General features: G+C 63.7%; 11 protein-coding genes. All 11 read right to left on the reverse strand.

What is annotated here, in order from left to right; all coding sequences use genetic code 11:
- Window positions 1-129 precede the first annotated feature (129 nt).
- The 11 genes from AC07VI_RS24900 to AC07VI_RS24950 all read right to left on the reverse strand — a co-directional run bounded on the left by AC07VI_RS24900 (window position 130) and on the right by AC07VI_RS24950 (window position 14375).
- Window positions 130-975, reverse strand: coding sequence for a LysR family transcriptional regulator (locus tag AC07VI_RS24900; protein ID WP_086148206.1), 846 nt, complete (start codon window positions 973-975; stop codon window positions 130-132).
- Between the two features lie 28 nt (window positions 976-1003).
- Window positions 1004-2161, reverse strand: a complete 1158-nt coding sequence (gene cfa, locus AC07VI_RS24905; RefSeq protein WP_492996357.1) for a cyclopropane fatty acyl phospholipid synthase — start codon at window positions 2159-2161, stop codon at window positions 1004-1006.
- A gap of 296 nt (window positions 2162-2457) precedes the next feature.
- On the reverse strand, window positions 2458-3495 hold the full coding sequence (locus tag AC07VI_RS24910) for a cupin-like domain-containing protein (RefSeq protein WP_492995137.1): 1038 nt from the start codon (window positions 3493-3495) through the stop codon (window positions 2458-2460).
- A gap of 78 nt (window positions 3496-3573) precedes the next feature.
- Window positions 3574-5523: a glycosyl hydrolase family 18 protein gene (locus AC07VI_RS24915; RefSeq protein ID WP_492995139.1), complete on the reverse strand. Its 1950-nt coding sequence runs from the start codon at window positions 5521-5523 to the stop codon at window positions 3574-3576.
- A gap of 542 nt (window positions 5524-6065) precedes the next feature.
- The gene (gene rlmD, locus AC07VI_RS24920; RefSeq protein WP_086148210.1) at window positions 6066-7406 is read right to left on the reverse strand and encodes a 23S rRNA (uracil(1939)-C(5))-methyltransferase RlmD; all 1341 of its coding nucleotides are present in this window, start codon (window positions 7404-7406) and stop codon (window positions 6066-6068) included.
- 131 nt (window positions 7407-7537) lie between these two features.
- Window positions 7538-8569 carry an RNA polymerase sigma factor RpoS gene (rpoS, locus tag AC07VI_RS24925; RefSeq protein WP_086148211.1) on the reverse strand — a complete coding sequence of 344 codons (1032 nt, stop codon included), beginning with the start codon at window positions 8567-8569 and terminating at the stop codon, window positions 7538-7540.
- Between the two features lie 8 nt (window positions 8570-8577).
- A complete protein-coding gene (locus AC07VI_RS24930) occupies window positions 8578-9489 on the reverse strand; it encodes a peptidoglycan DD-metalloendopeptidase family protein (RefSeq protein WP_492995141.1) in 912 nt (303 codons plus the stop codon).
- Between the two features lie 61 nt (window positions 9490-9550).
- Complete coding sequence (locus tag AC07VI_RS24935) at window positions 9551-10441, reverse strand: protein-L-isoaspartate(D-aspartate) O-methyltransferase (protein WP_086148213.1); 891 nt, start codon at window positions 10439-10441, stop codon at window positions 9551-9553.
- A gap of 9 nt (window positions 10442-10450) precedes the next feature.
- Window positions 10451-11188 carry a 5'/3'-nucleotidase SurE gene (gene surE / locus AC07VI_RS24940; protein WP_086148214.1) on the reverse strand — a complete coding sequence of 246 codons (738 nt, stop codon included), beginning with the start codon at window positions 11186-11188 and terminating at the stop codon, window positions 10451-10453.
- Window positions 11189-11282: 94 nt separating this feature from the next.
- Window positions 11283-13748: a tetratricopeptide repeat protein gene (locus tag AC07VI_RS24945; RefSeq protein ID WP_492995144.1), complete on the reverse strand. Its 2466-nt coding sequence runs from the start codon at window positions 13746-13748 to the stop codon at window positions 11283-11285.
- A 21-nt stretch (window positions 13749-13769) separates the two neighbouring features.
- Window positions 13770-14375, reverse strand: coding sequence for a toll/interleukin-1 receptor domain-containing protein (locus AC07VI_RS24950; protein ID WP_086148216.1), 606 nt, complete (start codon window positions 14373-14375; stop codon window positions 13770-13772).
- Window positions 14376-14476: the final 101 nt, after the last annotated feature.

Here is a 14476-nt window from a genome sequence, read left to right on the forward strand (position 1 = left end):
ACTGCGTCGAAACCCTTGTTCCATCGGACACTCCTTCTCTGTAACGAAAAAGTGTCAACTTATTCCAGGACGGGTCACGCTTATGAATAAAAGCCGACCCGCGGGTCGGCTTTTTTACGTCTGCAGCATCTACCTGACCTTCTCGGCGACGTCGAGCAGGCAGGCGCGGGCGCGGTCCAGGGTCGGGTTGTCGCGCTGGGCCGCATACACGGCGCAGGCGGAATGCGAAAATTCGGGCGCGTCATGCACGCGGTGCAAGAGGCCCGCGTCCAGGTAAGGCTGCGCGCTGCCGATGCGAAAGTAACTGGCGCCGCCCGCTTCCAGCAGGTACACGAGGGCCAGCGGCCCCAGCGAGATCGACACGGGCGGGCTGCTCAGTTCCGGATACGCCGCCTGGTGATTGGCCGCGAAGCTGGGCCCCCAGTCCACGTACACGTACTTATCGACATGCATCTGCCCGTCCGCGCGCGTGGTCACCATCACCAGCTTTTCTTCGGCCAGCAGCTCGCTGACGAGGCCGGGACGCTGGGGCGGGTTGTACAGCACGGCCAGGTCCAGCGAGCCGTCGTGCACGGCGTCGAGCAGGCGCGCCGGGCTGTCGACTTCCGCGCGCAAGGCGATTTCGGGGCAGTCGCGGCTCATGCGTATCAGCCAGTCGCCGAGCATCGGCTGCCATAAGCTCAGTTCGCAGCCGATGCTGACGGCGTCATCGCGCCCCGGCGGCAAGGCCACCTGGTGGCGCGCCCGTTCCCACACCTGCACCATGGTGGCCGCATGGCGCATGAAGCGCTCGCCGGCCGGCGTCAGCCGCGCACCGGCCTTGTTGCGCACGAACAGCTGGCGCCCCAGCTGCTGCTCCAGCGTGCGGATGCGGGCGCTGACGGCCGTCTGCGTCACATGCATGCGCTCGGCCGCCATGATAAAACTGCCGCAGGACGCCACTTCGAGGAAGGTACGCGCTTGATTGATATCCATCAAGCGATGATATCAGCTGCCGCACATTTCAACTGACGCGCTCGTAGCCGCCGAGCACGCCCTGCTTCGATAACACCCATTGCCACAGCTGCAGATCGCGCGCGCGGAAGGCACCCGCGCAGGACAGCAAATAGTATGACCACATGCGGTGGAAGCGCTCGCCCAGCTGGGCGGAAAAGCGCGGCCACGCCTGCTCGACATTCGCATGCCAGGCCATCAGGGTCTTGTCGTAGTCGGCGCCGAAGTTGTGCAAGTCCTCGGCCACGAACAGATCGTCGATGGCGTCGCCGATCTGGCCGATCGACGGCAAGTCGCCATTCGGGAAAATGTATTTGTCGATCCACGGGTCGCACGCGGAATGGCGTTTATTTTTACCTATCGTGTGCAGCAGGAACAGGCCGTCGTCCTCCAGGCAGCGGTGCGCCACCTCCATGAAGGTGCGGTGATTTTTATGCCCCACGTGCTCGAACATGCCGATGCTGACGATGCGGTCGAATTTTTCATCGGTGTCGCGGTAATCCTGCAGGCGGAAGTCCAGCTGTTCGCCGCCCGGCATGCCGCGCGCATACGCAACCTGCTCTTGCGAAATCGTCACGCCCACGCACTGCACCTGGTATTTTTCCGCCGCATAGCGCATGAAACTGCCCCAGCCGCAGCCGATGTCGAGCACGCGCATGCCCGGCTCCAGCCGCAGCTTGCGGCAGATCAAATCAAGCTTGGCTTCCTGCGCCTCGGCCAGGTTGCTGGCATCCTTCCAGTAGCCGCAGGTATAAGTCATGCGCGGATCGAGCATGGCCGCATAGAAGGCATTGCCCAGGTCGTAATGTTCCTTGCCCACCATCCACGCGCGGCGCTCCGTCTGCAGGTTGAACAGGCGCGCATACAGGGCGTGGAAGGCCAGGCGCATGGGGCGCACGTCGTCGGCCACGCGGGCACGCAGCAAATGGCAAAAGAATTCATCGAGCCGGCCCGCATCCCAGTCGCCGTCCATATACGCTTCGCCCAGGCCCAGGTTGCCGCTGGCGAAAGCCCGTTCGGGCACACCTGGTTTGCGCAACTGCATGTCCCACGCGGCGCGGCCATTCAGGCGGATGTCGGCCCTGGCCAGCAATTCGGCCGCTTCGCGCGTCAGCCGCGTGTCGAGCCCGAGTCCGGTGCCGCCCGCCGGTGTTTGTTGCAACTGCATTGCTGCCCGTGTCGTTTGCTGCGTGTTCATGCCGTGCCGCCTCCAGATGATTGTCGGTACTGGCGCGCCGGCAAGTCATTCAGATGCCAGGCGGCGCGCCACCCACAAAATTATCCGCCCGCCACGACCATCTGGATAATGAAACATCATGGTGATTCATATCAAAATATTTGCTCCAAAATGATTTTAATCAATTATTTTATGGAAATATCTTATACAAGAAGCGCGCCGTAGCATGAAAAAAGCCGCCTATACGGCGGCTGTTCGCGGTGCGTTGGCGCCAGTCGGCCCCGCGATCAAAAGTCGTGATTCGATGGATACTTGCTGTAAAAATCGTTATCCCATTTGAAGTTGGTGAACGCCACCGTCATCGACACGTCCAGCGCTTCGACAAAATGCCAGCAGCCGACGGGCAGGAACAGGATCTCGCCCGGCGCCAGCACGCATTCGCGCACCCGCACGTCGGCCATCAGCGGATAGCGCCGCAGGTCGATGTCGCGCCCGTCGACGGGCGTAAAGCAGTGGCGCTGGTTGTACACGCGCGCCACTTCGCAGGCGGCCATGATGCGCAGGCGCTTGCGCCCCTTGACTTGCGCCATGAAGTTGTTCGTCAGGTCGTGGTGGAACGGCGTCACCGTGCCGGCCGGGCCGAACCACAGGAAGCCCGTGGGAGCGCCACTTTGCTCCAGATATTCGGGCAGCTGGCCGATATCGTCCCACAGCTCGCGCAGCGCCTGCCGGTTTTGCGAATCGTTGTTCGCCGTCATGTAAAAATCGTTGGTCGCGCCGCTGTTCTCGACCAGGCTAGCGTACTCGCCAAAGGCCATCTTGCGCTTGTGCGCCACGCTGTTCATTTCGTACTGGGCATCCGCTTCGCGGCCGAACTGCACTTCCACCTCGCGCTGCGCAAAATGTGCGCGGAAATAGGCCGGGCTCCATTTGGCCATGGCGGGCCAGTCGTCCAGCATGCCCGTGATGATGACGGGCTGGTTGGTCGAATAGTATTCCTCCAGGAATTCCTGCGCGCAGAGCCTCTCGCGGCGGGGAATTTCGGGTGAGCGCAGCTGGTTCAGCTTGCGCTGGATATCGATCACCCAGTCGCGCTTGGCCAGGCGGTTCGACAGGCGCACGGCGCCGGCCAGATACGGGCTTTGCAGCGCCAGCTCCACTTCGCGGCGCGCCAGGCCTTCCGCGATGCCGGCCTTTTGCAGCGCCGGCATCAGCGCCGAAGGATGGCTGCCCAGCATGAGGTTTTCCGCGATCCAGCTGCGCCACTCGCGGCTCAGTTCCTGCTCCTGCTGCTTGTTGACTCCGAATGTCGATACCGCCGCCATCGCCCGCCTCCCATGTTTTTCCATGAATAAACGGCCGGACAGCATGGCTATCCGGCCGCGTCTTACGCTACATCAACATTACCGCACTTTCCACACCTCGGTCGCCAGCACGCCGTTCGCGTCGCCATCGAGTTCCCACGAGAATGCGCCGCGCAAGCCCTGGTCCTTCACGTACTTCACCTTGGTGCCGATGACGGTCGGGTCGTCATAGCTCCACCACTGGCCGCCCGCTCCCGTGTACAGGTACAGCTGCTTGGTCACGGGATGGTAGTAGCGCGTGCCGGCCTTGGCGACGAGGATTTTATAGTCCTCGATGCCCGACTCGTAGGTGCCCGGCGCCGTGCCCGTGGCCGCCTGGTACAGGCCGTCGCCGTTCGGTCCCGGCGCCACGCCCGTCCAGCCGCGGCCATAGAACGGTATGCCCAGCAGCAGCTTGTCGCGCGGCACGCCGGCGGCAAGCATGTACTGCACCGCCTTGTCGCCCACGTATTCGCGCGCCATGCCCGTCGACGGATCGGCAGGGTCGGCAAACAGCTGGGCGTTGAAGTTGGTGCTGTTTTCCCAGCCGCCGTGGAAGTCGTAGGTCATCAGGTTGATCCAATCCATGTACTGCGAGTACAGGGCCGGTTCCGTGTTGTCGATCTTGTCCTTGCCGGCACCGACGGCCGCCGTCAGCAGGTAGCGCTTGCCGTTGGCGGCGCCCAGCGCATCGAGCTGGCTGCGGAATTCCGCCATCAGCAAGGTGAAGTTGCGCTTGTCGTTGGGGCTGACCGTGTTGTACGGCTGGCCGCCGCCGACCGGGTATTCCCAGTCGATGTCGATGCCGTCAAAGATGTTGGCCGCCGCCCCCACGCCGCCGCGCCCGCCCTGTACCGGCAGGTTGCCCTTGATGTAGATGTCGATGCAGGAACGCACCATCTGCTTGCGCAGCGCATCGGTGGCCGACCCGACGGAGAAGTTCTTCGACCAGCTCCAGCCGCCCAGGGAGATGAACAATTTCAGGTTCGGGTGCGCCGCCTTCAGCTTTTTCAGCTGCAGGAAGTTGCCCGACAACGGCGCGTCCCACGGAATGGCCTGGCCATCGACGGTGCGCTTCGGCGTGCGGATGTAGTCGGCCTCGGCATCGCCGCCCGTGCCCGCGTCCGGCGAATTCGGATTCGTCGCGCCCGGCTCCGTCTTGGTGATCATGCCGCATTCATAGCCGCCGTTTTTCGGATAGATATTGCCGAAAGCGTAGTTGATGAATGTCAACTTGTCGGCCACGCCGCTGGTATGCACGTTCGCCACTTCATAGTCGCGGCCATACACGCCCCATTGGGCGAAATAGGAACCGACTTCGCGGCCCGCGGGCGTCGGAGTAGGCGTCGGAGTAGGCGTTGGCGTTGGCGTTGGCGTTGGCGTTGGCGTTGGCGTTGGCGTCGGTGTCGGCGTCGGTGTCGGCGTCGGCGTCGGCGTCGGCGTGATGCTGCACAGCTCCTGGCTGGTCCATGGTTTGCCCGTGCCGGCGGCGCCGTTGTTGGTCGACGGGTTATCGCCCAGGGTCCAGTAATTGGCACGGTAATTGGTGCCGGCAAAGCTGACGATGGCGCCCGCGCTGTAGGCGGTACCCGATGCCCACGCCAGCGCGCAGGTGCTGCCCGTTGGCGTTGGCGTTGGCGTTGGCGTTGGTGTTGGCGTTGGCGTTGGCGTTGGCGTTGGCGTTGGCGTTGGCGTCGGCGTCGGCGTCGGCGTCGGGGTTGGCGTCGGGGTTGGCGTGGTGCCGCCGTCGCAGCTGCCGCCGGCGCTCCACAGGCTCGGCGTGGAAACGGGATTCCAGCCCGAGCCCACGTGGTCGGTCTGCGTCACCAGGGCCGTGTAGTTGGCGCCCAGGTACGTGACCACCGTGCCCGCGTTATACGTGCCGCCCTCCTGCCATGGGATGCAGGCGACCGTGCTGACAGCCAGCAGTTGCGAACCTGCCGGCGCGCTGGCGTCGCCACCGCCGCCGCACGCAGCCAGCACGCCACCGCTGGCCAGGCATACCATCATGTTCCTGATCGTTTTTCTGAGTATTAAATTTTCCACGTTGTCTCCTGTTCAGGTTTGCGGAAATACCACTCTGCTTCGATAAGAGCTACCTGTGATCTTGTTTTTTTGCAGTTGCAAGAACAGCATGCTGCTGAAAAAATAGGCGGTCAAGTGGTTTTGAAGTGGCCTCGAAGTGAGTAATACCACTTTGCGCAAAAAGCGCAGCGGCTTATGCGAACGGCGTGTTGTCCTACTGGACAATGAAAAAACGGCAGAGGAAGGACGAAAAAAGACGCTGGACCAGGAAAAGACAGACCAGTTTTTTAATACGCTGTGAGTGGTATTAGCGCGGAACCCGGGCCAGCGCATGGGGGAGCTTCAGCGCGCCTGAAAAACGTTCAGAGCAAGGCGCCTTGCCGAAGGCAGTACGAATAGTACGGCTAGGCAAGGCAACGCAGCTATGGACGTTTTTTCACGTTCAGAGCAAGTCACCTTGCCAAAGACAGTACGTAAGTACGGCTAGGCAAGGCAACGCAGCTATGGACGTTTTCTCAGGTGTGCCCTCAGAGCAAATCAAACACTGCCATGGATTCCACGTGGGAAGTATGCGGGAACATGTTCACCACGCCCGCCTTGCTCAGTACATAACCCGCTTCCAGCGCCAGGATGCCGGCGTCGCGCGCCAGCGTGGACGGGCTGCACGACACATACACGATGCGCTTGGGCAGCAGGTCCGGACGCACTTGCGACAGGCCGACCAGCGCCTGGCACAGGGCCATGGCGCCATCGCGCGGCGGGTCGACCAGCATGCGGTCGAATTTGCCCAGCGCGATCAGGTCGTCCGTCGTCACTTCGAACAGGTTGCGCGTCGAGAACGAGGTTTTTTCCGCCAGGCCGTTGGCCAGCGCGTTCTCCAGCGCCCGCTCCGTCAGGGTGGTGCTGCCTTCGATGCCGACCACTGCGCTGCCTTGCGTGGCCAGCGGCAAGGTGAAATTACCGAGGCCGCAGAACAGGTCGGCCACGCGGTCTTGCGGCTGCACTTCCAGCAAACGCAGGGCTTTCGATACCAGCACGCGGTTGATGTGGTGGTTCACTTGCGTAAAATCAACGGGTTTGAACGGCATCTTGACGCCGAATTCCGGCAGCAGGTAATGCAATTGCTTGTCGAGCGGATAGAACGGCACGGCCGTTTCCGGACCTTTCACCTGCAGCCACCATTGCACGCCGTACTCGTCGGCAAAGGCCTTCAATTTCGTTTCGTCGTCCGCCGTGAGCGGCGCCATGATGCGCAAGACCATGGCCGTGACGTCTTCGCCGACAGCCAGCTCGATCTGCGGCATCTGGTCGAAGATGGACAGCGACGCAATCAATCCACGCAGCGGCAGCAGCATGGCGGAAATGTGCGGCGGCAGGATTTCGCAGCTATCCATGTCAGCGACAAACGCCGATTTCTTTTCATGGAAGCCCACCAGCACGGCATCCTTCTTCTTGACGTGGCGCACGGACAGGCGCGCGCGGTAGCGGTAGCCCCAGGTCGGGCCATACATGGGGCGCATGATGCTTTGCGGGCGCACCTTGCCGATATGCCACAAGTTGTCTTCCAGCACGCGCTGCTTGATCGCCACCTGCGCCGACGGCTCCAGGTGCTGCATCGAGCAGCCGCCGCAGTTGTCGAAATGCTTGCACTTGGGCGTCACGCGCATGGCCGATTCGCGGTGCAGCGCCGTCATGCGGGCCATTTCCCAGTTTTTCTTCTTCTTGAACGTCACAAAGCTGACGCGCTCGCCCGGCAATGCGCCTTCGACAAACACGACCTTGCCCGGCGAGCCGTCTTCGTTCTCGATATGGCCAACGCCGCGGGCGTCCATGTCGAGCGATTTGATTTCGATGATATTTTCTTGCATAGCGATCAATAGGTAAGAGTGGGCCAGGACGCAGGGCCGCGCTGGAACTTGAAAGAATGGGGGAAAGTCAGGCGCCGCGAGCGGGGCGTATGATAGCAGATGCGGCCCCGAAAATACCGGGACCGGGCGTCCTAGAGCAAGGAGTCGCGCACGACGCCGCGCGCCGCCATGGCGCGCTTCAGTTTAATCAGCGCTTCCTGCTGGATCTGGCGCACGCGCTCGCGCGTCACGCCCATTTCCTCGGCCAGGGTTTCCAGCGTGGCCGGATCGTCGTTGTCGAGGCCGAAACGGCGCATGATGACGACGCGCTGCTTGTCGGGCAGCTTGGTCAGCCAGTCGCGCACCAGCACCGTCATTTCGTGGTGTTCAGCGCGCGCGTCGGGGCTGTCTTCGCTGGCGCCGGGCAACATGTCCATCAGCGACGACTGCGGGTCGTTGTCGAGCGGCGCGTCGAGCGAGGTGGCGTGCTCGGACAGGGCCAGGATATCCTGCACCTCTTCCACGGGACGGCCCACCAGGTGGGCGATGTCTTCCGCGGTGGCATCCTTGCCGTCGTGGTGCTGGGCTTCCAGGTGATACTTGCCGCGCAGAATCTGGTTCAGTTCGCGCACCATGTGCACGGGCAGGCGCACCGTGCGCGCCTGGTTCATGATGGCGCGCTCGATGCTCTGGCGTATCCACCAGGTGGCGTAGGTGGAAAAACGGAAACCGCGCTCCGGTTCGAACTTGTCGATGGCGCGCATGAGGCCGATGTTGCCCTCCTCTATCATGTCGAGCAAGACCACGCCGCGGTTGATGTAATGCTTGGCGATCGACACGACCAGGCGCAGGTTGTGCTCGATCATGGTTTGCCGGGCTTCAAAATTGCCCTGCTTGGCCAGGGTGGCGTAATGCACCTCTTGCGCCGCCGTCAGCAGGGGCCGCGTGCCGATCTGGTTCAGGTAGTGCTGCGTGGTATCGGTCGACAGTTCGGCCGCCAGCACTTTCTTCAATTCATCGACACTTTCGACCAGCACGCTGACGCTGGCCACTTCGCCGCCCTCGCCCGCATCGACGGCGTCAATGCCCTCCAGTTCGCCGGCATCGTCCGTCACGACTTCGTCGGCCCCGTCTTCCGGCGGTTCCGGGTCATCGTCCAGCTGATCGTGCGGCGCGTGTGTCATTGCTTTACCTAACGGTTAGGCAGGAATTTCGAAGGGTCGACAGGCTTGCCCTGCTGGCGGATTTCAAAGTGCAGCTTCACGCGGTCGGCGTCGGAATCACCCATTTCGGCGATGGCCTGGCCTTTGTTGACGTTCTGCCCTTCCTTCACCAATATGCTGCGGTTATGCGCATACGCCGACAACAAGCTGTTACTGTGCTTCACGATGACAAGATTACCATAACCACGGATTCCGCTCCCGGCATACATGACTTTTCCCGCGCCGGCGGCCACCACCTGCTGGCCCGCCTTGCCGGCGATGTCGACGCCCTTGTTCTTGCCTTCGTCGAAAGTGCCGATGACCTTGCCTTCGGAAGGCCACATCCAGCTGATCTTCTCGTCGCCTGGCGCCGATGCCGCAGGGGCTGCTGCGGCGGCGGCCGGTGCGGCGGCGACGGTCGGGGCCGGCGCCGGCTTGGCGTCGCCGCTGCCGCCATCGGCGCGCAGCTCGGCCAGGGTGGCGTCGGAATACGCGCGCTTCTCGCCGCGCGGGCCCGTTTTCTTCGGCACGGCCGGCGCGGCCGGCTTGGTTTCCGTCGCCGGCGGCATGACGATGGCCGATGTTTGCGCGCCGCCCGTGTCGCCATTCGGCGGCAGCACGCGCAATACCTGGTCGACCTTGATGTCGTTCGGGTTGCTCAAGTCATTCCAGGCCACCAGGTCGCGGTAGTTCTGGCCGTGCTCGAGGGCGATGCGCAACAGGGTGTCGCCGCGCTTGACCGTGTAATACGCCGGGTCGCGGTCACGCGGATCGCTGGCGGCGGCGCTGCTGCTCGATGGATGGCGCTCCACGACGGGCGCCTGGACACCTGTCGTGCCGCAACCGCTCAACAGGGCGGCCAGCACGAGGCTGCAGAGGATTACATTGTTTTTCTTAATCATTCGTTTTCTTCATCATTCGCATGTATATTCAGGTCCTGCTTGCTAGCTGATCCGGGAATCATCATATGGTGCCCGGGCGCAAAGGCACGAAATGGCAATCTTCCAGGGTTTGGCTGGTCCATTCCATTTTCCCCACCCGGGTAATGAGTTGCAAGTGTTGCAATTTTGCACCGACTGGCGCAACCAGACGCCCACCGAGCGTCAGCTGTTCCAGCAGGGCTTGCGGGACTTCCAGGCCGGCTGCGGCAAGGATGATCCCGTCAAAGGGAGCCGCCTGCGGCAGGCCAAGCATACCATCTCCGTACTGCAAGCGCAGATTCGACACGCGCAGCGGGCGCAGATTGGCCTTCGCCAGCTCGTGCAGGGGCCGGATGCGCTCGATCGAATACACCTCTTTCGCCACCAGCGACAGCACGGTCGCCTGGTAGCCGCAACCGGTGCCGATCTCCAGTACGCGCTGCAAGCTGCCGCCATTGCGCATCACTTCGATCATGCGCGCGACGATGTACGGCTGGGAAATGGTCTGGTGATGGCCGATGGGCAGGGAGGCATCGATATACGCCTGCGACGCCAGCGCCTCGTCCATGAACATGTGGCGCGGCACGGCCTGCATGGCGTCGAGCACCACCTGGTCCTTGACGCCCTGCTTCGCGATGCGCGCCACCATGGCCCGGCGCACGGCGTCCGATACCAGCGGATTTTGCCGCGGCGGCGCCACCACGGCCGGCTGCGCCCGCTCATTGGCGATGGCCTGCGCGCGCGACGGTGCAATAGGCGCCATGGCGCCATGGTGCGGCGTGCCGCCCCGGGCCGCATTCTGCGCCGCATTCTGCGTGGCCGTCTGCGGCGTGGCGATGCGCGACTGCGCCAGCGACTGCCCCCCGCCCTGCCTGGCGGGCCTGCCCGCCAGCGAATCGAGGGAAAGGGGGAAGGTGCGCGGCTTATCGGTCATGGTCAGCGGTCATGCCAGGCCCTGGGCCAGGGCATCGAGTTGGGTAGTATGCGTCAGGTCGATCTGCAGCGGGGTGATCGAGACTTGTCCTTGTTGCACCGCGTAAAAATCCGTGCCGGGACCGCCTTCCCTGGCGGCGCCGGCGGGGCCGATCCAGAAAATTTCACGGCCACGCGGGTCGAGCGCGCGGATCACCGGTTCGGCCGAATGGCGCTTGCCCAGGCGCGTGGCCGCCACGCCTTGCAGTTGCTCATAGGGAATCGCCGGAATATTGACATTCAGCAAATACGGCTTTTGCAGGGCATCAAAGCGCCGTTCGACGATCTCGCGCGCCACGCGGGCGGCCGCGTCCAGGTTGACCCAGCCAAACTCGGACTGCGAAAAGGCGATGGCCGGAATGCCGAACAGATAGCCTTCCGTGGCCGCGGCCACGGTGCCCGAGTACAAGGTGTCGTCGCCCATATTCGGACCATTATTGATGCCGGAGACCACCAGGTCCGGGCGCTCCATCAGCATGCCCGTCAGCGCCACATGCACGCAGTCGGTCGGCGTGCCGTTCACATAATAAAAACCGTTGGCTGCCTTGTGCACGGACAGGGGGCGGTCCAGCGACAGTGAATTGGATGCGCCCGAGCGGTTGCTGTCGGGCGCCACCACCACGATCTCGGCAATCGGCGCGAGCGCGTCGGCCAGTGCCGCAAGACCCGGCGCCAGGTAGCCATCGTCGTTACTGATAAGAATTCTCATAACGGGATTTTACCTGAAGCAGTGCCAACACTGCGCGTACCGCACGCCGATCGGCAGCATTTTTTATGCCTGCGCACCGGCATGGCGCGCAGGCTCAGCGCTGCTCGATGCGCGCTTCCGACAAGGCCCCTTCCAGCGCCTGCACTTCATCCTCCTGCAAGGCCAGCAAGGCATCGAGGTTGCCTTGCAATTTATACATTCTTTTCAGCTGCGCCATACCGCGCTTGCGCAGCTTGCCGGGCACGCCGGGACGCAGCAGGCACGCTTTCAGATGCTCGGCCAGTTCGCCCGCCTGCGCATACTGCTCGCGCTCGATCATGCCCTGCAGCATGCCGATCATGCTGGCCAGGGTTTCCGGTTCCGCCACCTCATGGCCGTTGGCGCGGCCCGCGAGGATGGTTTCCTGCAAGTGGCGCGCGCTATCGAGCACGCTGTCCGCATGCGCGTGCGCCTTGTCGGCCGCGGGCGCGTTCAGCAGCCGGTCACTGCCGCTGAGTACGTCATCTTCCAGCAGGCGCGCCGCCGCGCTGTCGCCCTGCTGCTGCAGGGTGCCGGCCAGCTGCTTCTTGCTGTGCAAGGTATCGAGGTGATCTTCGCCCAGCAGGCGCGCATGTACTTCCAGCACTTGCTCCTGCACGCTGCGCGCCGCGTCGAGTTCGCCGCGCCGCAACATGGCTTCGGCCAGCTTGCGCTGGCTCATCAGGGTTTCCGGATGGTCCAGCCCCTGCGTGCGCTCGCGCGCCGCCACCTGGTCTTCATGCAACTGGCGCGCACCGGCCCAATCGCCCTGCCCGGCCACGATATCGGCCAGCAGATCGCGCGTGGCCAGGGTGGCCGCATGGTCGCCGCCCAGGCGCCGCTCCTGCGCCTGCAACACGGCGTCGAGCAGGCGCCGCGCGCCTTGCAGGTCGCCGTCGCGCCCGAGCGCCTGCGCCAGGGCCAGCTTGCTGCGCAAGGTATCGCCGTGTTCGGCGCCAAACAGGCGTTCGCGCGCCGCCACCACCTTGGCCAGCACTTGCTGCGCCTGCCCGAGCCGTCCCATGCGCAGCAAGGTGGCGGCGCGGCCATCCATCGCTCCCAGGGTCACCGGATGCTCACCGCCCAGCAGTCGCACGTAGCTGGCCAGCACCGCATCCTGCAACAGCAGCGCCGCCGCCAGTTCTCCCTGCAGGGCCAGGGTCTGCGCCAGGCAAGCCCTGGCGGCCAGGGTGTCGGGATGCTCGGCGCCCTGCAGGCGTTCGCGCACGTCGGCCACGTCTTCTTCGAGGAAGCGCGCCTCGTCGAGCTTGCCCTGCTGGCGCAGCAGGCGCGCCATGCCGCTCTTGCCGGCCAGGCTGTCGGGATGCTCTTCGCCCAGCAGGCGCACGCGGATCTCGACGCTTTGCCGGAAGGCGTCGAGCGCCTGCGCGCCGCGCCCGTCCTTGCGGTACAGCTCCCCAAGGCGGGCCAGGTCGCGCGCCAGCGGCAGGGCCACGGCGCGGCCCGGTTCGAGCAGCAAGGCCTGGCGCGCTTCGCTGATGGCGTCGAGCAAGGCGATTTCACGGCTCGATTGCCAGGGAAAATAGCCGCCCGTCATCCAGTGCAAAAAGGCTTCAAAGGTGCGCGTGAGGGAAAAGCGGTCGCCGCCCTGGTCTATGCGCACGGCCAATTGTTCGCCATAGGCAAAGGTTTTCGTCTGCTGCAACTGGACTTCGTCGAAGTAGCTGTCGAGGGCGATCTGCGGCAAGCCGTACGAGGCGCGCAGCAGCCGTTCAAACATGGGCTGGAAACCGGCGATGCCCTTGTGCGCGTCGCCGCGGCGCCACTCGGCGCGCTGTGCCCCGTCGCCCATTTCTATGCGCGAGGGCAAGGGATACACGAGCAGCGGGCGCTGCTCGTCTTCATGGCTGCGCCGGTATTCAATGGCGCGCGTGACGAGCGCGTCGACGCCTTCGAGGCTTTGCCGGTTCGGCGTGAAGACCACCACCAGCTTTTTCGGCAGCAAGGTGGTGCAGATGCCGGCGCTGTCCGTGCGCCCCGTGCGCGAATCGACCAGCACGTAGCGGAAATGCTGGGCCAGGGTATCGGCGAAGCAGCGGAACAGGGCCGGGCAGGTGTCGAACAATTGATCCCAGCGCATCTGCGACAGGCGCTCGCTGTAGCTGGCGTCGAAACGCCCGGCGCGCATCAGGTACAGCGGGCTGCCCTGGTCGACGCGCACCACGTATTGCTGCCAGTCGATGGCGTCGAGCACGCGCTGCGCCAGCACCGCATCGTCGCGGCCCGCGCCCTGCCCGGCACCGCTTTCCAGGCTGAAGCGTTCGAGCTGCAGGCGGCAAGCCTCGAAGAATTCCAGTACGCCAGGACGCTCCTCGTGCTGCTCGAAGTAATGGTGCAGGCCCGGCGCCTCCATGTCCCAGTCCAGCATCAGCACCGGCACGCTGGCGTTTTCGCGGCGCGCCAGCAGCACGGCGATATTCGACAGCGCCATGGTGCGGCCCGTACCGCCCTTGTAGGAATAGAAGGTGACGACTTCGCCAGGGGCGCTCAGAGGCGGTAGGGACAGGCGTTGGCATTCCATGACAGGACCTTTTGACGTGGATTAACGTGGAAAGTGTGGAGGCGGAACGGCACGCCATTCCGGCGGAATGTCGGGCAACACGAAACGGCTGCAATCGTGGCCAGGCGGTGTCGAACGCTTGAGCAAGTGGTAATGCGTGGCGATACGCTGCACGATGCGTTCGATGTCGGGCAGGTATTGTGGATTCGACTTCAGGTCGCCGCTGGCCAGCGTATAGCCGGAGAAATCGACGTACAGGCCCGATTCCGTGATTTGCGGCGGCAAGCCATCGGGATGGCGCGTCATGATGATGGGAATGATCAAGTGGCTGGGCAAGTCATACCAGGCGCGGCGCTCCTGCTCGATCAGTTGCATGGCGGCAAACTCACGCCGCGTGTAGCCGTGCGCTTCATATTTCGGCGTGTACAGCACGATCATGCACACGCTCTGGCACATGGCGCGCGCCACGCGCAGGTCGATATCGTCGCCGCCGCCCAATTGTTCGCTGTCGATGAACAGGACCTCCTCGCGGTCCAGGTGCGGCTCCAGATAGCAGGCCAGGGCCTCGATGAGGTCATTCTTGAATTTGTTCATGAACGCATATTGGCCGTGCGCATAACTCAAGAAACAGCCGTAGCGGATCTCCATGGCATCCCCCTGCTTCCCCGTGCGGCTTTGCCGTCGCCGCGCCCTGATCCCTCAGGGCATGAAGTCACTGTAAACGGCTGGGCAACAAGCTGTTTGCGCTG

The organism is Janthinobacterium sp. GW821-FHT03A03 (assembly GCF_059421435.1).